Here is a 24,647-nt window from a genome sequence, read left to right on the forward strand (position 1 = left end):
CACCGGAATAGGGAATTCTGGATAGTCAGGATTTGTGGCGCATGCCCTGAGTTGGGGCGGGGCGCGTGTTTCGGCGTCTTGTCTGCCGGGGACAATGGCGCTGTCGCGGGATTGCCGGGCCGGGAAACGAAATTTTGGCCGCAGCCGGATTTTTCGTGCGTATGCTGACGCGTCGGCGTTTTCGAGGAGGAACGATGCGTGAACTGCGCTGGGTGTCGCTCGAGGGCGACGGAATCGAACACCTGACGTTCGACCGGGGGGACGCCGGCATCGTCGTCGAAAGTGCCGTGGTCGGCCAGCGGTACGGCCGCGCGTACGGACTTGCATACCGGGTCGAGTGCGATCCGCAATGGCGGGTCAGGTATGCGGTGCTCAAAGTGATGGGCGGCGGCACGCTGGAACTGCACGGCGACGGGGCCGGGCACTGGCGCGACGGTTCAGGCAGCGCGCTGCCGGAGCTGGATGGCTGCGTCGACATCGACATCGCGGCGACGCCGTTCACGAACGCGCTGCCGATCGGCCGCCTCGGCCTCGCTCGCGGCGAGCGGCGACCGATCGACGTCGCATACATCTCGACGCCGGACCTGAAGGTGACGCCGGTCAAGCAGGCTTACGCGTGCATCGAGCCGGGCCGGCGCTACCGCTACGAAGGCGTCTTCCGGAATTTCACGGCCGAGATGGACGTCGACGCCGACGGGCTCGTGATCGACTACGAAACGCTGTTCAAGCGCCTGCCGCCGTTGCGCTGAACCGCCGCCCGCGGTGCCGCGGGTGCTGCCGCGACCGCCGGTCGTTCATGCGTCGAGGCAAACCGGTCGATCCGCGCCGCGATCAGGTCGGGATTGCGCGCCACGACCCAGTGCCCGCCGTCGATTTCCTCGCGCACGTGCTCGCCGAGCCAGCGCTCGAGATCGACCGACATCTCCGGCGTCACGTAGCGGTCGCGTACCGGCACGAGGATCTGCACCGGCGCCTGCGCATACCGCTCGCGCGGCTTGCTCGCCCGCGCGAGGAAATTCGCGCGGTAGAGCTGCAACCCGTTCAGCGCGTTCTTCAACTGCGCGGGATCGCGCTCGGGCCGCACGCGTTCGGTCAACTGCAGCCAGCGCGGCCACAATGCGGCGCCGCCGAGGCGCCACACCAGCGACGGCACGACCGGCAGGTGGAAGAACGCGATGTACCACGATTTCAGGCTCTGCCTGAGCCGCATCTTCGCGCGGAACACGTGGTCGAGGCACGGGCCGGAGATCGACGTGTACGACGCGATCCGGCCGCGCAACGCAGGGTCGGTCACGGCCTCCCAGCACTGGATCGACCCCCAGTCGTGGCCGACCAGATGGAACGGCCGCGCGCCGCAGGTCGCGTCGGCGACGGCCTTCAGGTCGTCGGCGAGCCGCGCCAGCGTGTAGTCCGCGCGGCGGCGCGGCGCATCGGATGCGCCGGCGCCGCGCACGTCGTAAGCGATCACGCGGTAGCGCTTCGCGAGCCGCGCGCGGACCGGCGCCCACACGGCCGACGAATCGGGATAGCCGTGCACGAGGATCAGCGGCGGCGCGCGGCGCGGGCCGCTGACATGGACGGCGAGTTTCACGTCGCCGGAGCGGACGGTCAGCATCTCGTGCGTGCGTGCCATGACGTCATGCCTGCGGAACCGGATGCAGCGGCACGCGGCGCGGGGCGGCCTGCGCCGCGTGACGCGCATTGGTCGCGTCGATGTTCGCGAGCAGCGTGTCGAGCCCCTGGAGGTACTGATGGTTGTCGTGGTCCCACGGATGGAAGCCCGGACGGAAGTAGTCGAGCCATTCGCGCGCGATGCTCGGGAACACGCCGGTCCGCGGGCTGTACAGATACTTCACGAGCCGCCACATGCCGCCGAACCTGCCGTGTTCGCGACGGTGCGCGCGCATCAGGCGCACGTGGAAGTCGAACACGATCGTCCAGAACAATACCGTCGTCGTCAGCATCGTGCCCGTGCGCAGCAGGTAGCTGCCGAGGCCGGGCTTCATCACGGCGTTCCATACGTCGTACGACACCGCCTTGTGCTCGGTTTCCTCCATCGCGTGCCACATCCACATCTGCTGATAGCCTTCGACCGACCCGTCGATTCGGTGCTCGTGGCCCGCCAGCAGCTGGTTCGCGAGGATCGCCGTGTAATGTTCGAGCGCGATCGTGATCGCGAGCTGCATCGAGTGCGGCAACGTCTTCTTGAAGAAGCCGAGGATCGTCCACAGCCGCTTTTCGAGCTTGTGCGCGGGCAGGCCGGACGACTGCAGCAGGTCGTTGTACTCGATGTGCTCGCGCGTGTGCATCGCTTCCTGGCCGATGAAGCCGAGCACCTGCTTCTTCAGCTCCGGATCCTCGATGCGGTCGCGGTAGTGGCGCACCGAATCCATGAAGAAGCGCTCGCCGGCCGGGAACAGCAGCGACAGCGCGTTCATGAAGTGCGTGACCGGCACACCCTGGACATGCCAGTCCTTCGCGCGTTCGGGCGGCAGCGCGAAACGAATGTCGCGCCGCACCGGCATCATGTTCGGGGTCGTCATGATTGTTCTCCTCCCTGATTGCCTGCGTTGTTGTAGGTGGCGTGAAGCGGCGCGGCGGCCGGCGTGCCGTAGCGGGCGGCCGCGCGGCGAGCCTTCGCGGCCTCGCGGCGCGTCGTGAGCACGACGAGCGCCTGGTACGCGGCCGGCAGGATGCGCGCCATCCAGTCCGCGGCCTTCGCGTCGCGGCCGATCAGCACACGCCGCTTGTTGCGGCGCACGCCGGCGAGGATCGTGCGCGCGGCGTCGTCGGCGGTCGTGATGAAGAACTTCTCGAAGCTGTCCTTGCCTTGCTGCTCGCTCTCGACGATGAAGCCGACCATGTTCTTCGCGACGCGGCTCGACTGCGCGATGTTGGTGCGGATGCCGCCCGGATGCACGCAGGTGGCCGACACGCCGCACTTCATCATGTCGAGTTCCTGGCGCAGCGATTCGGTGAAGCCGCGCACCGCGAACTTGGTCGCGTTGTAGCCGCTCATGCCCGGCTGCGCGAAGATCCCGAAGATGCTCGACGTGTTGATCACGTGACCGTCGCCGCTCGCCTTCAGGTGCGGCAGGAACGCCTTCGTGCCATGCACGACGCCCCAGAAGTTGATGTTCACGATCCACTCGAGATCGCCGTATTCCATCCCTTCGATCGTGCTCGACAGCGCGACGCCCGCGTTGTTGAAGATCAGGTTGACCTTGCCCTGTTCCTGCGCGGTGTCGTCCGCCCACGCGAACATCGCGTCGCGGTCGCCGACGTCGAGCACGCGCGTCGACACGCGCACGTTCGGCGCGATCGCGCGGACGATCCGCTCGGTTTCGGCGAGGCCGACGCCGTTCTTGTCGGCGAGCGACACGTGGCAGCCGGCCTGCGCGAGCTGGACCGCGAGCGAGCGGCCCATGCCCGAGCCTGCGCCCGTGATCGCGGCGACCTTGTTGGCGAAATCTCTCATGTCGTTGGCTCCTTGTCTGGCTCAGGCCGCTTCGGCGGACGTGGAAGCGGAAGCGGCGGACGCGGCGGGCGCGGCGACGGGCCGCCCGCTCGTGTCGTGGTGCGGCGCGCGATACGCGTGGTAATCGGCGATCGAGAAGTGCGCGGTCGCCTGGCGGAAGCGCCAGGTGAAGCCCGGCCACAGCGTCGTGTTCTTGCCGGTGCGCGGGTCGAGGTACCAGCTCTTGCAGCCGCCCGTCGACCAGATCGCCTTTTTGAGGCGGCCCTGCAGGTCGCTGTTGAACTGCGCCTCGACGAGCGGGCGCACCTCGATCGCATCCGCGCGTTCGCGCTGCATCGCGTTCAGCGCGCCGAGGATGTATTCGATCTGCGACTCGATCATGAACACCATCGAGTTGTGGCCGAGGCCGGTGTTCGGGCCGACGATCATGAAGAAGTTCGGGTAGCCCGGCAGCGTCGTGCCGAGATACGCGTGCGCGCCGTCGCGCCACGCATCGACGATGTCGAGGCCGCCGCGGCCGATGATCGCGCCGCGCGGATACGGATCGGCGACCTGGAAGCCCGTGCCGTAGATCAGGCAGTCGACTTCATGACGCTTGCCGTCGGTCGTCACGACCGCGTCGGCTTCGATGCGCTCGATGCCGGTCGTGATCACGTCGACGTTCTTGCGCGACAGCGCCGGGTAGTAGTCGTTCGAGATCAGCACGCGCTTGCAGCCGAGCGTGTAGTCCGGCGTGACCGCACGGCGCAGTTCCGGATCGGGAACCTGCTTGCGGATATGGCGCAGCGCGAGCTTCTGCACGTTCTTCATCAGCGACGGATGGATCGCGAAGCCGAGCACGCGCGATTCGAGCATCCAGTAGATGCCGCTGCGCACCGCCTTCTGCGTGAACGGCAGCGTGCGGAACAGCCACTTCTCGAAGCCGCTCAGGTTGCGGTCGGGCTTCGGCATGATCCACGGCGGCGTGCGCTGGAACAGCGCGAGTGTCTTCACGCGCGGCGCGATCTGCGGCACGAACTGGATCGCGCTCGCGCCGGTGCCGATCACCGCCACGCGCTTGCCTTCGAGTGCGTAGTCGTGATCCCACTGCTGCGAATGGAACGCACGGCCCTTGAAGGTCTCGACGCCGGGAATCGCAGGCAGCGCGGCGCGCGACAGTCCGCCCATCCCCGACACCAGCACGCGTGCCGACAGCCGCTTGCCGTTCGCGAACGTGAGGCGCCAGCGTCGCGCGGCCTCGTCGTATTCGGCACGCTGCAGCTCGTGGTTCAGGCGCAGGTGCGGGCCGACGCCGAAGCGCTGCACGCAGTCTTCCAGGTACGCGCGGATCTCCGGCTGCGGCGCGAACATGCGCGTCCAGCGCGGGTTCGGCGCGAACGAGAACGAATAGACGTGCGATTGCACGTCGCACGCACACCCGGGGTAATGATTGTCGCGCCACGTGCCGCCGACCGACGCGGCCTTCTCGAGCACGACGAAGTCGGTCACGCCGGTCTGCCGCAGGCGAATGGCCATCCCGAGACCGGCGAAGCCGGTGCCGATGATGGCGATGTCGGTGGTTTCGTCCGGGCCGTCGTGGCCGGGCGGGCCGAAAGGCAACGTGCGAGCATTCATCCGGGTGTCTCCGATTTGGCTCATTTTTTAATGTTACATTGGTTGATGTAACGATAGTGGGTGAACCCGGAAACCGCAAGAGGCTAGAAGCGGCGCTCTAAGGGCCGGAAGCCGCGCGGGGAAAGGCTGAGCGGGGTTTGGAACGGTCTGGTTTCCGCATTGCGGAATGCACGGAAACGGCCGTCGGCAGGGCTGGAGAGGCGGGAGACGAAGGCCGCCGACACGCGGCGGCCTGTTTGAAACACTATCAGGGACGGATCGGGTGGGCGGCCGTCTCATGGAAAACCCCGGCGACGATCGTGATCTGCGCGAGCGCGTAGAGGCCCCAGATCAGGTAGTCGATGCCGGGAAAGCCGCCGAGGAAGCGTCCGACGCCGATCAGCGTGTCGGAGCCGACGAAGATCAGGCTGCCGACGGCGACCAGCGGGCCGCGTGTGCGGGCCGCGAGCGCGAAGCTCGCCATCGCGCACAGCACGAGCATGTAGACGGCGACGGGTACGAGCAGTTCGCCCAGATGCGGAAGGAACGCTGCATAGAACGCCGGCGCGGCGATCCACAGCCCGATCAGTGCGAGGAAGCGCCAGCCGTGCGGCCGCGCGCGCCAGCGCACGAAGATCGCGCAGTAGCACAGGTGCGTGAGCAGGAACGCGCCGAGGCCGAGGACGAACGACAGCGGCCACTCGGGCAGCGCGAGCAGCACGTCGCCGAGTACGGCCGTGACGAGCGCCGCGCACAGCCACGCGCGTTCGCGCGGTGCCGCGCAGCTGCTGCCGGCCGCGAGCAGCAGGATGCCCATCGCGGCTTTCGCGGCGGCCTGGCCGGGATAGGGCGCGGCGGCGAGCGACAGCCCGTACAGCAGCGCGGCGGCGATGGCGAGCGGCCAGAGCCGGCGATAGGTGGCGGGAAGCGTGGCGATCAAGGCGGGTGTCTCCGGGGTTGTTGTCGTCTGCGGTGGACGGCGCGCCGGCGGGGGCGCGGCTGCGGCCATTATCCGGAAGAAAGCGCGGGCGAAAACCGGCGAATCCTTCTAGGCGCGGCATGGCGACGGGGGCGGTGGTGCGGCGGTCCGGCTGCACGGGATCGGGCCATGCGGCGCCGGTGCGCCTGCCGCCGCGCCGATCGTTTCGATGCGTTTGCCCCGGTCGAACCGGGGCAATACGGCGGTTTCGGCTTGCTATCATCGCCGCGTATCGACGTTGTTCCGCCCGGCCGCGCTACAGGGTTCGCAGGCCGGCGCGACGGCCGCGCCCGATGAGGGCATGCCGCCGCGCTTTCAATGAATCCGTGCCGAGTCCCGCCAGCGCGCCCGATGCAGTGGCTGGGGCCGGTCCTCATGACCAACAGGTTCGACATGACCGAACTGCTCCACGGCGACGGCGCGATCCGTCGCACGACGCCATATGGCTCCTCGATCGAAAACACCTATGCGGGCGTACTGTCGTTCATGCGCCGCAACTATTCGCGCGCGCTCGACGGCGTCGACGTCGCGATTTCCGGCGTGCCGCTCGACCTCGCGACGACCTTTCGCTCGGGCGCGCGGCTCGGGCCGGCCGCGATCCGCGCGGCGAGCGTGCAGCTCGCGGAGCTCAAGCCGTATCCGTGGGGCTTCGATCCGTTCGAGGATCTCGCGGCCGTCGATTACGGCGATTGCTGGTTCGATGCGCACAACCCGCTGTCGATCAAGCCGGCGATCGTCGAGCATGCGCGCACGATCCTGCGCTCGGGCGCGAAGATGCTGACGCTCGGCGGCGATCACTACATCACGTATCCGCTGCTGGTCGCGCACGCGGAGCGCTACGGCAAGCCGTTGTCGCTGATCCACTTCGATGCGCACTGCGATACGTGGGCCGACGACGAGCCCGACAGCCTCAATCACGGCACGATGTTCTACAAGGCGGTGAAGGAAGGGCTGATCGATCCGGCGACGTCGGTGCAGGTCGGCATCCGCACGTGGAACGACGATTTCCTCGGGATCGAGCGGCTCGATGCCGCGTGGGTGCATGAGCATGGTCCGCGCGCGGCTGTGGAGCGGATCGTCGACATCGTCGGCGCGCGGCCCGCGTACCTGACGTTCGATATCGACTGTCTCGATCCGGCGTTCGCGCCCGGCACGGGGACGCCGGTCGCGGGCGGGTTGTCGTCCGCGCAGGCGCTCGCGGTCGTGCGTGCGCTCGGGGCGGTGAATCTGGTCGGCGCGGATGTGGTCGAGGTTGCGCCTGCTTATGATCACGCGGACATTACCGCGATCGCCGCTGCGCATGTTGCGTGCGATCTGCTGTGTCTGTGGCGGCAGAAGAAGGTGGCGGGGCGTTGAAGTGGGGGTAGGCCGGCGGGCATGGCCTTGTCATGCAGAAGACCGGCGGGCTGAGCGCCCACCGGTCTTCTTTGATGCGCCGCGTGCAACTTCGACGGATCGATGGCCGTGGGTGGATTGTTTGCCGTGGGCTGAGGAAAAGGGCTTGTCGCGCGTTTCGGTGGATGGTGCTTTCCGACCCGGTGCGGCCCCTCAAATGAAATCGACGACCGTCAGGTTCCCGCCCGACATGAGACGATCGCGGATGAGACCACGTCGACCACTTGCGAAATTCGAGCTCTGGATGAAAGGCTGCTGGCCTCAAGCACGCAAGCTCGGCGCGGCCTACGGAAAGTCTTCACGGCGCTCCGCCCATGTCAGGATCGCATCCAGTGCGGGGCATAACGCCTGGCCCCAATCAGTCAGGCGGTAGTCCACCTTCGGCGGCACCTGGTGATAGACCGTACGCGTTACGATGCCGTCCGCTTCGAGGCTGCGTAGCTGCTGGGCAAGCATCTTCTGCGTGATGCCGGGGATCAGCCTCTCGAGGTCCGAAAAGCGCCTCACTTGCCCGCCGAATAGGTGGAACAGGATCACCAGTTTCCAGCGGCCTTCCAGCAGCTTGAATGCGGCTTCGACATCGCTTGCGGCAGTCGCGGGGGTGTAGTTTTTTCGGTTAGCCACGGGTTACTTACTTTTTTGTGCGTTCTTGCGATGCGGTAACTGTAGCGCCATGATCGGGGCATGCAAACCTTCACGTTGAGGTGAGCCCCGATGAACATGATGCTGCCTCCGCCGCTGGATGCCTATCTGCTCGCGGAAACCGTCACCGACACCGCCCCTCTATCGAACTGCTTTACCGCCGATGCCGTGGTGCGGGACGAAGGCCGCACGATCAAGGGGCTGGAGGCCATCCAGGCCTGGAAGAAAGACAGCAAAACCAGGTACCAGTACAGCGTTGAGCCGCTGGACGTATCGCAGGACGGCGCCACCGTGACGATGCGCGCACGGCTCACGGGCACCTTCCCGGGTAGCCCGGTTGAGCTGACCTATACGTTCGTCCTGGCCGGCGGCAGGATTGCGTCGCTGGAAATCCGCTGATGAGCTCCGCATCCGAACTTCTGGGGCTTCGGGCGCTCGTTACGGGCGGAACGAAGGGCGTCGGCAAGGCCGTTGTCGGACGCCTTTGCGAGGCAGGTGCGAAGGTTCTGACGACCGCGCGTTCCCGTCCCGATGAGCTTGCCGAAGAACGGTTCATCGGGGCGGACATCGCGACGGCCGAGGGCTGTAAAGCCATCGTCGACGCCGTGCTCGAGCGGTTGGGTGGCGTTGATATAGTCGTGCACGTAGTGGGCGGCTCGTCTGCACCGGCCGGTGGCTTCAGCGTGCTGGATGACGCTGAATGGAACAAGGCATTGAGCCTGAACCTATTCCCGGCAGTGCGCATCGATCGCGCGCTGTTGCCCTCGATGATCGCGCAGCGTTCGGGCGTCATCATCCATGTCACGTCGATCCAGCGGCAATTGCCGTTGCCGGAGGCGACGATTGCCTATGCCGCCGCCAAGGCCGCGCTGTCAACCTACAGCAAGGCCTTGTCCAAGGAGGTCAGTCCGAAGGGCATTCGCGTCGTGCGTGTCTCCCCGGGCTGGGTCGAGACCGATGCCGCCGCAGGTCTCGTTGCCGAGATCGCCCGACAAAGCGGTATCGACACGGAAGGCGCCCGCAAGATCATCATGGATTCGCTCGGTGGCATTCCTCTCGGCCGACCATGCTCGCCTCGGGAGGTTGCGGAACTCATTGGCTTCCTCGTCTCCGCGCGGGCCAGCGCAATCACCGGCACTGAATACGTCATCGACGGAGGAACTGTTCCGACTGTGTGATCCGAGCCACTTGCCCGGCCGTCGCGGTGCCGAACCTGTTTGCCAACGGGCTGGCAGTCACGACCAAGCCTCTTCCGCGAGACAGGGCTTCTGTTCGCGACCGCCGCAACGGTAGATGCTCCGAAGGGTACAGCATCATCGATGACCGTCTCTTCCTGGTCCGGGAGCGGGCAGTCGTAAATCTTCGTTGAGCGACTCAAACTGGCCGAACGCCGCCAGCGCGCCCGACATTCCCCCGAAAATTCGAGCAGAATCAAAAAAGGCCGACGGGCAGGGTACCCGTCGGCCTGTTCGAAACGAGTGCGAACCGTGCGTTACTTCGCCGCGAGCGCGCTTGCCACGCCCTTGTCGGTCCACGCGTTATCGGCCACGTTCAGCTTCTGCGGAATCAGCTTCGCCGCATAGAACGCATCGGCCACCCCCTGCTGAACCGCGACGATCTTCTCATCGACCGGCACCGCGCCGAACGGCACACGCTTGATCCACGTTTCCACGAGCGGCTGCGGCAGGCCGACCTTCGGCGCGATCAGCGCGGCCGTCTCGGCCGCGTGCCCGTTGACCCACAGGCCCGTCTCGCGCAATTGCTTCAGGATCGTGCCGACCAGGTCGGCGTGTTGCTCCGCGAAGCCACGCGTTGCCTCGTAGAAGTTGTTCGCGGGCGTGAGGCCCGTGTAGTCGGACAGCGTGCGGATCTTCAGCGAATTCTGCGCGGCCGCGTAATACGGATCCCACACGGCCCACGCGTCGACGTTGCCGCTCTCGAACGCGGCACGCGCGTCGGCCGGCGGCAGGTACACCGGGCGAATTTCGTCGTAGCGTACGCCGGCCTTTTTCAGCGCTTCGAGCAACAGATAGTTCGCGCTCGAACCCTTCTGCAGCGCGACCTTCTTGCCGCGCAGGTCGGCGAGTGAACGGACCGGCGAATCGGCCTTCACGAACACGGCTTCGTTGTGCGGCGACGGCGGTTCCGCGGCGACGTACACGAAGCGCACGCCGGCCGCCTGCGCGAACACCGGCGGCGGCGCGCCCGTGTAGCCGAAGTCGATGCTGTTCGCGTTCAGCGCCTCGAGCAGTTGCGGGCCGGCCGGGAATTCGAACCACTGGACGGTGTAGCCGAGCGGCTTGAGCCGCGTCTCGAGCGAGCCCTGCGTCTTGACGACCGACAGCAGGCCGGCCTTCTGGTAGCCGATGCGCACGACCTTGTCGGCGCTGCCTTGCGCGAAGGCCGATGTGGCGGCGACGGCGACGAGCGCCGTCGCGGCGGTGCGGGTGATCCAGCGGGTGAAACGAATCATCGAACGGACTCCATGCGAAACGTCTTCGGGGAGCGGCGCGCGCCGCTCGGTTGGAAGAATCGTCGCACGGGCGATCGGGCCCGCAAACCAAGCAATGCCGATATGAATATGACGGCGGCGGTCCTATGCTTTGTCGCCGTCGCCTTGCGGGCCGGACGCATCGGACGTATCCGACGTGCCGGCCTGGCGTGCTGCTTCGTCGCTGAGTTTCCGGTCGAGGATCGTCGCGACACGGCCGCCCAGATACGCACTGGCGGCGTTCTCGAGCGCGCGGTTCGTCTCGCCCTCGACGAACACGGCCGCGAGCGGGCGCAGGCGCCAGATCGCATCGACGAGCGCGGGCACGTCGGTGACGGGTGGCAGCGTGCCTTCGTCATAGCGGTCGAGCCGCTTCACGACGAGATCGACGAGCAGCCGCGCGATCGCATCGAAGTGCGGCCGCGCGAGGCTGATCACGTCGAGCAGCTCGCGCGGCGGGATGCCTTCCTTCGTCATCGCGGCTGCCGCCTCGAGCAGCGCGGGGCTTTTCGCGACGAACGACAGGCCGCGCCGTTCGAGCAGGCCGAGTTCGGTCACGCGCGACAGTTGCGACGCCGTCTGCGGGCCGAACATCTGCGCGAGTTGCGCGAGCGAATAGGTTTTCGGCAGTTCGTGCGACCAGCGGCCGCCGATCGCGTTTTCCAGGCCGAGGATCGAGCGCAGGTCGTGACCCTCGTCGATCGCCATGATCAGGTCCTGGATGTTCGACAGCGTGTAGCCGCGCGCGAGCAGGTGGTTGATCAGCTTCAGGCGCGCGACGTGCGTGTCGTCGTAGATGCCCACGCGCCCACGCTTCTCGGGCGGCGCGAGCAGCCCGCGATCCTGGTACGCGCGCACGTTGCGCACGGTCGTGTCGGACACGCGAGCGAGTTCGTCGACCGTGTACTCGTTGCGGGAATCCGGCGCGGCCTCGTCTGGCATGGTTGGAGTCTGTTTTGACATGCGGCCATTCTAGCGCGGCGCGACAGGCTCGGGCGCGGCGGGGAGCGTGCGTGCGCCGTCGCCGAGCGCGCGCTGCATCAGCGCGGTGTCGATCCAGCGGCCGTGCTTGAAACCGACCGCCTTCAGCACGCCGGCCGGCTCGAAACCGAACGCGCGGTGCAGCGACGTCGACCCGCCGGTGCCGCCGTCGGCGATCACCGCGATCATCTGCCGCCACGGGCCGGCTTCGCAACGCGCGATCAGTGCCGCGAGCAGCGCGCGGCCGATGCCGCGGCCGCGCTGCGCGTCGTCGATGTAGATCGAATCCTCGATCGTGTGGCGGTACGCGCTGCGCGTGCGATAGGGCGTCGCGTACGCGTAGCCGGCGATGCGGCCGTCGCATTCCGCGACGAGATAGGGCAGCCCGTGGCGCAGCACCGCGTCGCGGCGCGTGCGCAGTTCGTCGACGTCGGGCGGCGTCTCCTCGAACGACGCGACGCTGTGGCGCACGTGGTGCGCATAGATCGCGTGAATGGCGTCGAGATCGGCATCGGTCGCGTCGCGGACGACGCAGGCGGGAGCGGCGGGCATGGTGGCGGAGTAGGCGGATGAAACCGCTACTATGCCGGCCGTCGGGCGGTGCGGTAAAGGCGTTGGCCGCGTCGCCTGCGTGCAGGGCCTGCCCGACCGGCCTACAGATGGCCGTCCGCGTCGCGAACGGCGTCGGCGATCGCCTCCGCGACGCGCTGCACGCGCGGCGAGCGGCGCACGTCCGGGTGGACGACGAGCCAGATCTCGCGCTCGACGTCGCAACGAGGCGCGGACGTCAGTTCGACGAGCGCTGCGGGGGCCGACAACGACGGATCGGCCGCGGCCGGGCCCGAGCTCGTGGCCGGCACGTCGACGAGAAAGCGCGGCAGCAACGCGATTCCCGCACCGGCCACGCACGCACGATGCAGCGCGGCCAGGTCGTTGGCGACGAACGCGAAGCGGCGCCCGGCCGCGAAGCGCTCGAGCCATTGCTGCTGCGGCATTTGCGCGAGCGCGTCGTCGTAACCGAGGAATGCCCAGGTGTCGGGCGGCGCGGTGGCCCAGTCGCGCGATGCGCACAGCGCGAAGCGCATCGTGCCGAGCCGGCGCGCGGCCAGCCCCGGCTCGTTCGGTCGTGACAAGCGCACGGCGAGGTCGGCTTCGCGCGCGTACAGGTTCGCCGCGTGCATTTCGCCCATCAGGTCGATCCGCAGCGCGGGCCACGCGCGCTGCGCGCGGGCGAGCCGCGGCGCGAGGAAGTGGCTCGCGAATACCGGCGACGCGGACACGCGCACCACTCCGTCGAGCGCCGCCGCCCCCTGCGCGGCGCGCGCGAACGCATGCACGTCGGTTTCGACGCGCGCCGCATGTTCGGCGAGATGCAGCCCTTCGTCGGTCGGCGGCCAGCCGCGCGGCAGCCGGTCGAACAGCCGGATGCCGAGCGCGGACTCCAGCGCGTCGATGCGCCGGGCAACCGTCGAATGCTGGACCTGCAGCGTCCGCGCCGCGGCCGACAGGCTGCCGCCGCGCATCACCGCGAGGAAATAGCGGAGGTCGTCCCAGCTCATCGGCGGCGCGGACACTGCCGTTGGTTCGGTCGAATTTTGCACAGTAGATGGGCGTGTAACGGGAATTCCGTTCGATTATGCACGATGGGATGATCGTGTCACTTCATTCGATTGCGAGGAACGTCATGACCCAAACTGCCACCGCCACCCGGATCGGGATCGACCGCTACGGCGACGCCGGCGTGCTGCGCCGTGTCGATGCGCCCGTCGTGCCGCCCGGTGCCGGCGAGGTGCGGATTCGCCAGACCGCCGTCGGCGTGAATTTCGTCGACATTTATTTCAGGACCGGCGCGCACCCGTTGCCGGCACTGCCGGACGCGCTCGGCGTGGAGGCGGCCGGCGTGGTCGAGGCGGTCGGGCCCGGCGTGACGGCGGTCGTCCCGGGCCAGCGCGTTGCCTATGCGGGACTGCCGACCGGCAGCTACGCGAGCCTGCGCACGCTGCCCGCCGAGCGCGTGGTGCCCGTGCCCGACGGCGTGAGCGACGAAGCGGCCGCGGCCGGGCTGCTGAAAGGCATTACCGTCTACATGCTGCTGCACCGCGTGCGGCAGGTCGGCGCCGGCGAGACCGTGCTCGTGCATGCAGCGGCCGGCGGCGTCGGCTTGCTGGCGACGCAGTGGGCGCGCGCGCTCGGCGCACGGGTGATCGGCACGGTCGGCTCGGCCGCGAAGGCGGCGCTGGTGCGCGCACACGGGGCGGAAGCGGTGGTCGATTATCGCGAGGCGGATTTCGTCGCGGCGGCCCGCGCGTTCGGCGGCGGCGCAGGCGTCGACTACGCGATCGACGGAATCGGCGGCGACGTGCTGACGCGTACGCTCGGCGCGGTCCGGCCGTTCGGGATGGTCGCGAGCATCGGGCAGGTCGCCGCGATCGGCGCGCGGCAGACGATCGATCTCGACGAACTCGGGCCGGCCCGCTCGATCGCGCTGGCGCGGCCGAGCGTGCTGGGTTTCATCGCGCGTGACGTGGCAGGGTATCGGGAAGCGGCGCGCGCGACGCTCGAGCGGCTCGCGGGCGGGATGCACGTGGAGATCGGCGCGCGGCTGCCGCTCGAACACGCGGCCGACGCGCATCGCCTGCTGGAGTCGCGGCAGACGACGGGCGGGGTGGTGCTGGTGCCGTGACGGCGGGCGGGGCGGCACGGCGATCGCAAATCGGGAGAACGGTCGCCTCGTGGCTTCGATCGGCCGGCGATCGCTGCCGCCGGCCTGCGAATCAGTGGTGCTTGCGCAGCGGCGCGCTCTCGACGAACCAGGCGAGCACGAACGCGATCGCGATCACGCCGGCCGCCGCGAGATACACCACATGCAGCGACCCGGCGAACGCATGCAGGTACGCATCGCGCACCGCATCCGGCAACTGGTGCACGGCCGCCGGGCCGAGCGCGGGCGGCAGCTCGGTGCCGGCCGGCAGCGCCTGCACGATCCGCGACTGCAGCTCGTGCGAGAACAGTGCGCCGAACGCGGCAACGCCGAGCGAACCGCCGATCGAGCGGAACAGCGTCGCGCCCGACGTCGCGACCCCCATGTGCCGGAATTCGACCGTGTTCTGCACCGCGAGCGTCAGCACCGGCATCACCATGCCGAGCCCGATCCCGAGCAGCGCCATGTACGCGTACATCGTGTGCAGCGGCGTGTCGAGCGACAGCGTCGACAGCAGCGCCATCGCGACGCCGCCGATCAGCGTGCCCGCGATCGGAAACGGCCGATACGTGCCGAGCCGCGAGATCAGCCGGCCGCTGACCACCGACATCGCGAGCATCCCGCCCATCATCGGCAGCAGCTGCATGCCGGCCTGCGACGGCGTCGAGCCTTTCACGACCTGCAGATAGAGCGGAATGAACGTGACTGAACCGAACAGCGCGATGCCGACGACGAAGCCGATCAGGCTCATCAGTACGAAGGTGCGCTGGCGGAACAGTTCGAGCGGCATGATCGGCTCGGCCGCGAGCCGCTCCTCGTAGATGAAGCCGCCGACCGCGACCACGCCGAGCACCAGCGTCATCCACAGCTGCGGCGACGACCACGGCAGCAGCGAACCGCCTTCGCTCGTGAACAGGATCACGCAGGTGAGGGCCGTCGCGAGGAACGCCGCGCCCATGTAGTCGATCCGGTGCTTCACGTGCGCGGTATGCGGCCGGAACGCGATGCCGATCACCGCGAGCGCGAGTAGGCCGAGCGGCAGGTTGATCGTGAAGATCCAGCGCCACGACAGGTGTTCGACCAGGAAGCCGCCGAGCAGCGGCCCGACGATCGTCGCGAGGCCGTACACGCCGCCGAACATCCCCTGATAGCGCGCGCGGCGGTCGGGCGGCACGAGGTCGCCGATCGCGGCCATCGTGACGACCATCAGCCCGCCGCCGCCGAGCCCCTGCAGCGCGCGCAGCACGATCAGTTGCGTCATGTCTTGCGCGATGCCGCACAGCGCGGAGCCGGCGAGAAACAGCACGATCGCGGCCTGCAGCACGATCTTGCGGCCGTACAGGTCGCCGAGCTTGCCGTACAGCGGCAGCACGACCGTCGACGACAGCAGGTACGCGGTGACGACCCATGACAACTGGTCGAGGCCGCCGAGCTCGCCGACGATGGTCGGCAGCGCGGTCGACACGATCGTCTGGTCGAGCGCGGACAGCAGCATGACGAGCAGCAGCGCGGCGACGATCAGCCCGGTCGGCGCATCGCGGCGGGCCGCGTCGGCGGCCGGCGGGGCAAGGAGGGTATCGGTTCTCATCGAGATATCTGCCATGGCAGGGAATTGAGCGAAATATAGAGATAATTTGTTGCCTGGTCAATTTCTGTCGGGCCTCGATTTGTTGCATCGGTAACAGGAGATTGCCGACCGGGAAAATTGATCGCGATCAGCCCGACGGCGGACCGGACTCAAGTTTTTTGCAGGCAAACCGTAATCCAGAGTGCCGCGGACCGATTGCCGCGGCACCCTTTATCGCTCCCGTCCCGTCATGAACCTGAACGCCCTGTTTTCCCGTTTCTCGATCCGTACGCGGATTTTTTCCACGCTCGGGCTCGTCGCCGTGCTGCTCGTCGTGTCGGGCCTGATCGGCCTGACCGGCATGCAGCGCTCGAACCGCGCGCTCGACGAAGCCTATACGCGCGAGCTGGCCGCGAAGACCGCGCTGTCCGCCGCGAGCCTGAACCTGACGATCGTGCGCACCACGCTCGACCGCGCGATGCTGCATCCGGAGGCGCCGGAAGTGCCCGAGATCGTCAACAAGGCCGAGGGCTATCTCGCGAAGGCCGACGCCGCGTGGCGCACCTACGCGACGATGCCGCACGACGGCGACGAAGGCCCGCTCGCGACCCGGCTCGACGCCGCGCGCCAGGCGCTGATCGGACAGGCGTTGAAGCCGATGATCGACGCGATCCGCGCGGGACGCCGCGACGACGCCGACCGCCTGCTGATGACGGTCGCGCCGCCGCTGTCGGTCGCGCTCACGCAGGCGACCGACGCGCTCGACGCGTACCAGGCCGCGCGCGGCAAGGACGTCTACGACACCGCGCAGACCTATTACGGCTGGATGCGCGCGGGCGCGATCGCCGGCATCGCGTTCGGTCTCGCCGCGTGTCTCGGCTGCGCGGTCGGCCTGCATTTCGCGATCACGCAACCGGTGAACCGGCTGCTGTCGCATTTCCGCCGCCTGTCGGACGGCGACCTGACGTCGGAAGTGCGCTGGTCGTCGCGCGACGAGATGGCCGAGCTGGTCAAGGGCGTGACGGGCATGCAGCGCAGCCTCGCCGATACGGTGCGCCAGGTCAGCCAGGGTTCCGAAGCGATCTCGACCGCGACGCACCAGATCGCGGCCGGCAACACCGACCTGTCGCAGCGTACCGAGGAGCAGGCGTCCGCGCTGCAGGAGACGGCCGCGAGCATGGAACAGCTGACGGCGACCGTGAAGCAGAACGCCGATCACGCGGTCGAGGCGCAGGCGTGCGCGGACAACGCGAGCGAGATCGCGACGCGCGGCGCGACGGTCGTCGGCGAGGTGATCGGCACGATGAACGAGATCGACCAGAGTTCGCAGAAGGTGGCCGACATCATCGGCACGATCGAGGGCATCGCGTTCCAGACCAACATCCTCGCGCTGAATGCGGCGGTCGAAGCCGCGCGCGCGGGCGAGCAGGGCCGCGGCTTCGCGGTGGTCGCGGGCGAGGTGCGCACGCTCGCGCAGCGCTCGGCGTCGGCCGCGAAGGAGATCCGCACGCTGATCGGCGAGTCGGTCGAGCGTGTCGCGACGGGGTCGCGGCTGGTCGGCGTGGCCGGCGCGACGATGCAGGACATCCAGCAGGCGATCGGTCGCGTGACGGGCATCATGACCGAGATCGCGGCCGCGTCGAACGAGCAGCGCGACGGGATCGAGCAGGTGAACCGCGCGGTGTCGCAGATGGATCAGGTGTCGCAGCAGAACGCGGCGCTGGTCGAGCAGGCGGCGGCGGCAGCGGCGTCGCTCGAGGAGCAGGCCGATGGGCTGCGGCGGGCGGTGGGGGCGTTTCGGGTGGCGTGACGCACGGTGCGGCGCGCGCAGCGGGAGCAGTGGGCGGGGTAGTCATCCGGCGCGCGCCCGCCACCCGCGTTCCGCCGCGTCATCCACCCGCAAGCTGCGCCGCCGAGCGTGCCGACGCGACGAGCAGCAGCTTCATCGTCGCGCGCGTCGCGCCGACGAACAGCTTGCGGGCCGCACGCGCATCGAGCGTGTCGAAGTCGATCTCGGTGAGAATCACGCACGGCGCGGACTGCCCCTTGAAGCGGTAGATCGAATCGAGCAGCACGTCGCCTTCGCGATATTCAGGGTTGCCGAACAGGTCGTACTTGCCGGTGAAGCGCTTGACCCGGTGCGGGCCGAGATGGTCGAGCCGCGCGAGCACCGAGCTTTCGCGGCCGCGATACGACAGCACCGCGATGTCCTGCTTGCGGAAGCCGAGCGACAGCGCGTGCGTGATCGCGCGCTTGGTCGCGTCGATGCACGCTTCGGCGAGTGCGTCGCCCGACGCGCCGTCTTCCCCGTATGACGACACCGACGGATCGGAACCGTCGAACGGGCTGCCCGAGCGCAGTTCGGCCGCGAGCGGCTCGACGCGGCCGACGACGTCGCGCACGAATTCGAGCAGGTCGCGCGGGCTGCGGTAGTTCGTCAGCGCCTTCAGCGTGACCCAGCCGGGCAGCGCGACGGGCTCGCGCAGATAGAGGTTCTGCAGCGGGTCTTCCAGCCACCACCACGCGGCGTCCGGCGCCAGCAGGCGCTCGAGCGCCGCCGCCCACGGCGCGTGGAAGTCCTGTCCTTCGTCGACGATCAGCACATCGAAGCGCCAGCGTTCCGGAATCGGCGCTTGCGCGAAGCGCGCCTCGAGCCGCTCGAACGCGCCGGGCGTGTCGAAGTCGGGCGTATAGCCGCCGTCGCGGGCGACCCAGTCGCACAGCTGATGGTAGTTCGCGATCTTCGCGCCGGGCGGCGCGATGCGCGCGATGTAGTCGGCGAGCGGCCGGTTGAAACACACGTAGAGCACGCGCTTGCCGGCCGCGACCGCGTCGCGCATCGCCTGCACCGCGAGCTGCGTCTTGCCCGAACCCGCGGTGCCCGTCACGCGCAAGCGGAACGGCGTGAATTCGAGCTGGCGCGCCCACTCGGCAAGCCCGCCCGACAGCCGCGTGACGAGCGTGCCGGCCTGCCCGACGAGCGCGCTCGTGTCGGGCGTGAGCGCCAGTTCATCCGCAAGGAAGTGATGCAGCTTCGCTGCGTTCGGCAGCGGCTCGTCGTGCTCGGGCAGGATCTGCAGGATCACCTGCGCGAGCTGCGCCTTGCGCGACGCGTCGACGATGCGGTCGGCCGCGACGCCGGCGATCGCCGTCTCGCGGATCGCGTAGTCGGGGCAGTACAGCAGCGCCTCGACGCCATAGACGCCCGCGCCGAGCGCGGCGGTCAGCCGCCGGTGCAGCGTCTCCTGCGTGCGCGCGAGCTGGATCGGGACGTTGCGCTCCTTCTGCAGGTAGACCTTCACGAGCCCCTTCGGCGTTTCGCGCAGGAAGCCGGCCTTCTGCTCGATCAGCAGCACGCGGCCGGCCGGGCTCACGACGACGAACGCCGCTTCGCCGAACACCGAGAAACCCTGGTCGGCACGCGTCCAGTGCACGCCGTGATAGACGGTGTAGTTGTCCGGCAGCGCATGTTCGAGGGCGGCAAGCGTCTCGCGCTCGCGTTCGGCCGCGCCGGTGGCGGCGAGGCTTTTCCAGTCGTCGGGAATGAGGCGGGCCATGAAGTCGGGCGGCGGATGCCGGTCGTGAACGGGGTCCGGCTATTGTACTGAGGAACCCGTTCACGACCGCCGCGCCGCAGGGGCGCCGGCCATGCGAAAGAGGTGGACGGCGTGCGGGAATTACCCGCGTGCGAGCCGCTTCGCGAGGTCGGCGCTGAGGATCGCCATGCGCGCGGGTTTTTCGTAGCAGACGACGTCGAATGCGCGGATCACTTCGCTGATGTCCGCTTCGCTCGCGCGGCCGGTGAGCAGGTCGCCCGTCAGCACGAAGATCGGCGCGCCCGGATTGTCGGACGTGCGCACCGCCTTGATCGCGGTGGCGGCCGTGCTGTCGTCGAACAGCCATTCGGTGACGACCGCGTCGAACGCCTGGCCCTGCAGCGCGTCGACGAACGGCGCGAGGCCGTCGAACGCGGCAGTCGAGAATCCCTGCCGCTCGAGATAGCGGCACAACTCGGTCGCGCTGACGCGATCGGGATCGATCACCGCGACGACGAGCTTGTCGCTCTCCGCGCGGCGCGGATAGATCTCGATCTTGTGCACGTCGTACGCGTTCTGATACAGCACGCCCGTATGGCGCAGCACGCGCCAGCGGCCGTTCTGTTCGTACGCGACGAACTCGGGGCGCGCGCCGGCTTCGAGCGGCGCGCCGATCCAGGCAGTGCACGGAATTTCGGCGACGCCGGCGTACAGGACGGCCTCCTGCGAATAGGCGCCGACCATGCCGGGGTCGAGCGTCTGCGCGCCGAACAGTTGAGCGGCGGGCTCGCCGTAGGCTTCGGCGACTTTCTTGATCTGCGCGAGCGTCCAGGGGCTGCTGCCGCGCAGCTTGCGGTGACCCTGCGAAAAGCTCAGGTCGAGGATGCGGCACAGCTCGGTGGTTTGCTGGCGCTTGCCGATGCCGTTGCGGGTCATCAGCTCGCGCACGCGCTCGGCAACCGCGAGGGAATCCGTGGTGATTGCTTCAGTGGTCATGCTACGGGAACGGATCGTGACGTTCAGAACGACGCCTTGCGGCAGTCTCGGCGGACAGTCTTCATGACGTCCAGGGGCGAGCCGACCGGCCACGCGCGGAAAAGATAACTTTACCGCAAAACGAGTGTCATTCCATGTCGCAATCGGTGCCTTTCTGTGAAAGGTGTGTCACGACGTTACGCTAGATCCGCAGGTGTGCGTCACGCGCCGCTGGCCCGTTCGCAACCTTCGGACGCGGATCGCGAGGCGCCGGGACACGATTCCTCGCCGAGCGGCACGTAATCGCACCGCACTGCCGACGAAATGCACCAGAGCAGGGCGTGTCGGCGAGCCGAACCGCGGGATTCGTGCCGCTGCGTCGGCGACAAATTTTTACATGGCGTCGCGCGTCGGGCCGGATGGCCCGACATCTTGTACGCGAATGATTCGACGGCTTACTCTAATGAAACCGATGGGGATGCCCTTGTCGAGCGCGCATGAACGCGGCGGAACCCCATGCTACGATTCGCCCGTCTCAAAATAGTGTTGAAGCGATGCAGAAGAAATTTGTGATGCGCGGGTACGAGATGAACTGCGAACCGCGCGTGACGGAGGACGGCAAATATGCCGCCCAGGTCGAGGTCACGAAGCTGGGTTTCAGCCGCGAGGCCGCATTCCGCAAGCTGGGCGAATTCGATACCGAAGCAGACGCCGTCGCCTACGCGAAAGCATTCTCCGAAGCCTGGTTGAGCCGCTACGCGTAGCGCGTCGTTTGCCCGTGCAAGACGGGCGCCGGCTCGACCGGCCGGTGCATGCACCGTGAGCCATTAGGGCGCCGAACGGGCGCCCCCCATTCAAAGCGAAAATCACGAGCGACGCCCGGATGCGCGGCGGGGTCGCGCGCACCTTCCCGCCTTTGCCGCATGGCGACGCGCCCGGATGGTCGCGCCCGGCAGAAAGGTTCGCGGAAGGCGATGGACAGCCGGCCCGCGATTGATTCCTGATGGTTTCGAATATCCGGGGAAGCGAGTAGATTCATCGCCCGGGTTGTGAGGTATCGTTCGATGCTCGATTGAAGGCAACGCAATTGGAGGCAGCGAATGGCCACTTTGTGCATGCAGATCGTCGTTCTCGGTAAAACTGTCCAGCTCGTGTTGTCGTCGGAGCACCGTACCGCCAGGATTTACATCGTCGACGCCGACGCGGGCAGCCATCCGCCTCGAACGATGAGCATCGAACAGTACGTCGACGCCGGCATGACGGACGACGAGATCGCACGGCATGTGCTCGAAGTCGTCACGATGTCGATCGAGCAGCTCGCGCGGCTTCAGCCGTACAACCGCACGGCGCGCGCGCAAACGCGTCGGTTGAGCTATCCACACTGATCACCCCGATACCGGTTGCACCGGGATCGTCCCGGCGCGAACCCGCCTGTCGACCTTCGATAACGTCCATGTATTGCGATGACCTCGCGGTCATCGCGCCTTCGGCATTGATCAATGAAGCATGGCCTTCCCGACGCATTGCACGGGAAAGTATCGTCATGTCATCATGGTCAGGAAAACGAACGACATCGAAGAACCCTCGAAAAACGTCCGCCGAATTCGAATTGCCTTACGCCGGCATATACGTGAACGGCTCGCCGTCTTCCCGTTCGACGGACAGCAGCCGCTTGAGTTGATCGAGCGCGAACAACTGCTTGCCTTCCGCCGCCGCTTCGGCGATCGCGGCATCGACGAGTTTTCGCGCGCGCGCGAGGATCACGGATCGCTGACGCGCGATCTCGAGCACCATGCGTTGCTCGATGTTCTGCCGGCTCGATTGCCTGTCGCTCAGATGACGCCAGCGATCGCGAAGCTCGGCCCAGGTGACGCGCCGGAATTCCGGAATCGTGCAGGGGAGCGTGCCGGCTTCCGCGGGTTCGGGCTGCGCGCGCAATGCACATCGCAGCGCTTCACGGGCGCGCCATTCGTCGGAAAACGGTGCATACACGTCGCGCGAGCGGCCGATCGGATTCGCGCGCTCGATTTCCTTTTCGAGCAGGTAGGTCAGCCGTCTCAGTGCGGAGCCGTGCGCGAGCATGGCCGGATCGAGCACGCGGATCCCGCGCGATGCATCCGCGACGTGTGCTTTCAGTTCCCACAGCGTCAGACGAAGGTGCTGCACCTCGAGGATCAGGCGCTGGACGTCGGCATAGGTGCACTTCGTCCACCATTCGGTGAGGTCGTTCAGCTTCGGGGGATCGAATGGGGGGAGGATCATGTTACTGCTGAAGGGGCACTGTATGGATATACAGTTTATCGCGCGGTAACATAGCGCCGTCAAGGCGAAAAAACAGGGACGGTCGACGGGCAACCGTCACCGGCGGCGGGGCCGCGGCCACGCACCGGATCGTTCATCGACTTTCCCCCACGTTCGCCATCCCGATCCTCAATCCGGGCGCCTGTCCGGCGCATGCCATCGCGAACGCCGATGCGTGTGCCGGCGTATCGACGCCAACAGAGAACAATGACGACCACCTATCCGCTGCACGACGCATTGACGCACGCCGACACGGCGTTTCCGGCCGAAGCCGACATCGTGATCGCCGGCGCCGGCATCATGGGCTGCGCGGCCGCCTACTACCTCGGCCTGCGCGGCCTGAAGGCCGTCGTGCTCGACAAGTCGCGCATCGCCGGCCAGCAATCGACGCGCGCATGGGGCTTCGTGCGGCAGCAGGGCCGCGAGTCCGCCGAAGTGCCGCTGATGATGGCCGGCATGCGGATCTGGGAAGGGCTCGAGCAGGCGCTCGGCTTCGACCTCGAATGGCGGCAGGGCGGTTGCCTCTATATCGCCGACAACGACGACGACTGGGCGTCGTTCCAGGCGTGGCTCGCCGTTGCGCGCGAACACGGGCTCGACACGCGCACGCTGACGCGCGCGGAAATCGACGAACGCGTGACCGGGCTGTCGACGCAGGCGCGCACGCTCGGCGGGCTGTATACGGCGACCGACGGGCAGGCCGAACCGCGCCGCGTGGCCGCCGCGTTCGCGGCGCGCGCGACGGAAGCCGGCGCGCGTTTCTTCGAAGGCTGCGGCGTGACGGCGATCGAGACGGCCGGCGGCGCGGTCGTCGGCGTCGTGACCGAGCGCGGCACGATCCGCACGCGGCGCGTGATCTGCGCGGCCGGCGCGACCAGCTTCCGGCTGCTCGACGGCGTCGGCATCCGGCTGCCGCAGCAGGCCGTGCGCGGCACCTGCATGCGCACCAACGTGTTGCCCGACGTGTCCGCGTCGACGATCTGGGGACACGGCCTCGGCATCCGGCAACGCAGCAACGGCGCGATCAATCTCGCCGACGACATGCAGGTCGACGTCGACCTGACGCTCGGCCATCTGCGCGGCCTGAGCCTGTTCTGGCCGGAATTCTGGTCGCAGCGCGAGAAGTTCCGGCTGCATCTGAATGGCGCCGCGTGGCGCGATGCCTGCGCGCGCATCGGCCGCGGAGGCGGGCCGATCGAGCCGCGCGATCCGCAGCCGCAGCCGAATCGCGCGCATGCGCCGCGCGCGCTCGCGAAGCTGAAGGCGATCTTCCCCGCGCTGAAGGACGCGCAGATCGTCGAGGCCTGGGCGGGCCTGATCGACGTGCTGCCCGACGGGATTCCGGTGATCGACGCGCCCGGCACGCCGTCCGGGCTCGCGATCGCGACCGGCTTCTGCGGGCATGGTTTCGCGATGGGGCCGATCGTCGGGCGGCTGCTGGCCGAATGGATCGATACGGGCGCGCCGTCGCTCGACCTCGCGGCGTTTCGCGCCGGGCGTTTCGCCGACGGGACGATGGTCCGGCCGCGCAGCATGCTGTAGCGGACGGGCCCGCGTGTTCCCGTCGTAGAATCGAGCCCGCAATCTTCAGGAGATTCCCCGTTGGCAACGCCCTCCGACAAGCGCCGCTCGTTGCGCTCACGCCTGCGTCGTGCCCGCGATCCGTGGCAGGCGCCGCGTGCGCGCACGCTGTTCACGCGTCCCGCGACGTCGCCGCGGCGCACGCTGCTGTTCCGCCTCGCCCTCGTCGTGTTCCTGTGCGCGCTCGCGTTCCTCGTGCTGTATCTCGATCGCGACGGCCTGCGCGATTCGACGAAGAGCACGCCGATGAACGTCGCCGATCTCGTGTACTTCACGATGGTCACGGTCGCGACGGTCGGCTATGGCGACATCGTGCCGGTCACCGCGCGCGCGCGTCTGATCGATGCGTTCTTCATCGTGCCGATCCGCATCGGCATCTGGTTCATCTTCCTGGGCACGGCGTATCAGTTCGTGATCCAGCGCGTCA

Annotated in this window: 24 protein-coding genes; 10 read left to right on the forward strand and 14 right to left on the reverse strand. The window is 67.9% G+C overall.

What is annotated here, in order from left to right; genetic code table 11:
* The first annotated feature begins 194 nt into the window (after positions 1–194).
* Positions 195–749, forward strand: coding sequence for a putative glycolipid-binding domain-containing protein (locus U4Z31_RS24750; RefSeq protein ID WP_321811625.1), 555 nt, complete (start codon positions 195–197; stop codon positions 747–749).
* Here U4Z31_RS24750 and U4Z31_RS24755 read toward each other — a convergent pair.
* From U4Z31_RS24755 to U4Z31_RS24775, 5 genes are all read right to left on the reverse strand, one after another.
* On the reverse strand, positions 710–1,633 hold the full coding sequence (locus tag U4Z31_RS24755) for an alpha/beta fold hydrolase (RefSeq protein WP_321811626.1): 924 nt from the start codon (positions 1,631–1,633) through the stop codon (positions 710–712). The genes U4Z31_RS24750 and U4Z31_RS24755 overlap by 40 nt on opposite strands.
* A gap of 4 nt (positions 1,634–1,637) precedes the next feature.
* Complete coding sequence (locus U4Z31_RS24760; protein WP_321811627.1) at positions 1,638–2,543, reverse strand: metal-dependent hydrolase; 906 nt, start codon at positions 2,541–2,543, stop codon at positions 1,638–1,640.
* Positions 2,540–3,478 carry an SDR family NAD(P)-dependent oxidoreductase gene (locus U4Z31_RS24765; RefSeq protein ID WP_321811628.1) on the reverse strand — a complete coding sequence of 313 codons (939 nt, stop codon included), beginning with the start codon at positions 3,476–3,478 and terminating at the stop codon, positions 2,540–2,542. Before U4Z31_RS24765 ends, U4Z31_RS24760 begins: the two co-directional genes overlap by 4 nt.
* A gap of 21 nt (positions 3,479–3,499) precedes the next feature.
* On the reverse strand, positions 3,500–5,092 hold the full coding sequence (locus tag U4Z31_RS24770; protein ID WP_044843200.1) for a flavin-containing monooxygenase: 1,593 nt from the start codon (positions 5,090–5,092) through the stop codon (positions 3,500–3,502).
* 247 nt (positions 5,093–5,339) lie between these two features.
* Entirely contained in the window at positions 5,340–6,011 is a 672-nt protein-coding gene (locus U4Z31_RS24775; RefSeq protein ID WP_321811629.1) for a lysoplasmalogenase, read from the reverse strand.
* Between the two features lie 432 nt (positions 6,012–6,443).
* Here U4Z31_RS24775 and speB point away from each other — a divergent pair, with 432 nt between their 5' ends.
* Positions 6,444–7,406 carry an agmatinase gene (gene speB / locus U4Z31_RS24780; RefSeq protein ID WP_321811638.1) on the forward strand — a complete coding sequence of 321 codons (963 nt, stop codon included), beginning with the start codon at positions 6,444–6,446 and terminating at the stop codon, positions 7,404–7,406.
* Positions 7,407–7,730: 324 nt separating this feature from the next.
* Here the strand turns inward: speB and U4Z31_RS24785 are convergent, their stop codons facing one another.
* Positions 7,731–8,069, reverse strand: coding sequence for a winged helix-turn-helix transcriptional regulator (locus tag U4Z31_RS24785; protein ID WP_044843203.1), 339 nt, complete (start codon positions 8,067–8,069; stop codon positions 7,731–7,733).
* A gap of 90 nt (positions 8,070–8,159) precedes the next feature.
* Here U4Z31_RS24785 and U4Z31_RS24790 point away from each other — a divergent pair, with 90 nt between their 5' ends.
* The gene (locus tag U4Z31_RS24790; RefSeq protein ID WP_044843204.1) at positions 8,160–8,486 is read left to right on the forward strand and encodes a nuclear transport factor 2 family protein; all 327 of its coding nucleotides are present in this window, start codon (positions 8,160–8,162) and stop codon (positions 8,484–8,486) included.
* A complete protein-coding gene (locus tag U4Z31_RS24795; RefSeq protein ID WP_321811630.1) occupies positions 8,486–9,265 on the forward strand; it encodes an SDR family oxidoreductase in 780 nt (259 codons plus the stop codon). Before U4Z31_RS24790 ends, U4Z31_RS24795 begins: the two co-directional genes overlap by 1 nt.
* Positions 9,266–9,579: 314 nt before the next feature.
* Here U4Z31_RS24795 and U4Z31_RS24800 read toward each other — a convergent pair whose 3' ends face one another.
* From U4Z31_RS24800 to U4Z31_RS24815, 4 genes are all read right to left on the reverse strand, one after another.
* Positions 9,580–10,560 (reverse strand): sulfonate ABC transporter substrate-binding protein, encoded by a 981-nt coding sequence (locus U4Z31_RS24800; RefSeq protein WP_321811631.1) that lies wholly within the window; start codon positions 10,558–10,560, stop codon positions 9,580–9,582.
* A gap of 123 nt (positions 10,561–10,683) precedes the next feature.
* Positions 10,684–11,541 (reverse strand): MerR family transcriptional regulator, encoded by an 858-nt coding sequence (locus tag U4Z31_RS24805; RefSeq protein WP_044843207.1) that lies wholly within the window; start codon positions 11,539–11,541, stop codon positions 10,684–10,686.
* 9 nt (positions 11,542–11,550) lie between these two features.
* On the reverse strand, positions 11,551–12,111 hold the full coding sequence (locus U4Z31_RS24810; protein ID WP_044843208.1) for a GNAT family N-acetyltransferase: 561 nt from the start codon (positions 12,109–12,111) through the stop codon (positions 11,551–11,553).
* A gap of 101 nt (positions 12,112–12,212) precedes the next feature.
* The gene (locus tag U4Z31_RS24815) at positions 12,213–13,118 is read right to left on the reverse strand and encodes a LysR family transcriptional regulator (RefSeq protein WP_321800393.1); all 906 of its coding nucleotides are present in this window, start codon (positions 13,116–13,118) and stop codon (positions 12,213–12,215) included.
* Between the two features lie 125 nt (positions 13,119–13,243).
* Here U4Z31_RS24815 and U4Z31_RS24820 point away from each other — a divergent pair, with 125 nt between their 5' ends.
* Positions 13,244–14,242: a quinone oxidoreductase gene (locus tag U4Z31_RS24820; protein ID WP_321811632.1), complete on the forward strand. Its 999-nt coding sequence runs from the start codon at positions 13,244–13,246 to the stop codon at positions 14,240–14,242.
* Between the two features lie 91 nt (positions 14,243–14,333).
* Here the strand turns inward: U4Z31_RS24820 and U4Z31_RS24825 are convergent, their stop codons facing one another.
* Positions 14,334–15,848 carry an MDR family MFS transporter gene (locus tag U4Z31_RS24825; protein ID WP_321811633.1) on the reverse strand — a complete coding sequence of 505 codons (1,515 nt, stop codon included), beginning with the start codon at positions 15,846–15,848 and terminating at the stop codon, positions 14,334–14,336.
* Positions 15,849–16,077: 229 nt separating this feature from the next.
* Here U4Z31_RS24825 and U4Z31_RS24830 point away from each other — a divergent pair, with 229 nt between their 5' ends.
* Positions 16,078–17,637, forward strand: coding sequence for a methyl-accepting chemotaxis protein (locus tag U4Z31_RS24830; RefSeq protein WP_124666711.1), 1,560 nt, complete (start codon positions 16,078–16,080; stop codon positions 17,635–17,637).
* Positions 17,638–17,716: 79 nt separating this feature from the next.
* Here U4Z31_RS24830 and U4Z31_RS24835 read toward each other — a convergent pair whose 3' ends face one another.
* Positions 17,717–19,384 carry an ATP-dependent helicase gene (locus U4Z31_RS24835; protein WP_321811634.1) on the reverse strand — a complete coding sequence of 556 codons (1,668 nt, stop codon included), beginning with the start codon at positions 19,382–19,384 and terminating at the stop codon, positions 17,717–17,719.
* Positions 19,385–19,504: 120 nt separating this feature from the next.
* Entirely contained in the window at positions 19,505–20,359 is an 855-nt protein-coding gene (locus U4Z31_RS24840) for a helix-turn-helix domain-containing protein (protein WP_044843213.1), read from the reverse strand.
* Between the two features lie 533 nt (positions 20,360–20,892).
* On the opposite strand from U4Z31_RS24840, the gene U4Z31_RS24845 reads away from it, so the two are divergent.
* On the forward strand, positions 20,893–21,102 hold the full coding sequence (locus U4Z31_RS24845) for a hypothetical protein (protein WP_044843214.1): 210 nt from the start codon (positions 20,893–20,895) through the stop codon (positions 21,100–21,102).
* Positions 21,103–21,438: 336 nt separating this feature from the next.
* On the forward strand, positions 21,439–21,723 hold the full coding sequence (locus tag U4Z31_RS24850) for a hypothetical protein (RefSeq protein ID WP_044843215.1): 285 nt from the start codon (positions 21,439–21,441) through the stop codon (positions 21,721–21,723).
* Positions 21,724–21,952: 229 nt separating this feature from the next.
* Here U4Z31_RS24850 and U4Z31_RS24855 read toward each other — a convergent pair whose 3' ends face one another.
* Positions 21,953–22,600, reverse strand: a complete 648-nt coding sequence (locus U4Z31_RS24855; protein ID WP_321811635.1) for a hypothetical protein — start codon at positions 22,598–22,600, stop codon at positions 21,953–21,955.
* 246 nt (positions 22,601–22,846) lie between these two features.
* Between U4Z31_RS24855 and U4Z31_RS24860 the strand changes: the two genes are divergently transcribed.
* Both U4Z31_RS24860 and U4Z31_RS24865 read left to right on the forward strand, forming a co-directional pair.
* Positions 22,847–24,181 carry an FAD-binding oxidoreductase gene (locus U4Z31_RS24860; RefSeq protein WP_321811636.1) on the forward strand — a complete coding sequence of 445 codons (1,335 nt, stop codon included), beginning with the start codon at positions 22,847–22,849 and terminating at the stop codon, positions 24,179–24,181.
* A 60-nt stretch (positions 24,182–24,241) separates the two neighbouring features.
* On the forward strand, positions 24,242–24,647 hold a 406-nt coding region (locus U4Z31_RS24865; protein ID WP_321811637.1), incomplete at its 3' end, for a potassium channel family protein.

It is taken from the genome of Burkholderia sp. BCC1985, assembly GCF_905339915.1.
Classification (GTDB): domain Bacteria; phylum Pseudomonadota; class Gammaproteobacteria; order Burkholderiales; family Burkholderiaceae; genus Burkholderia.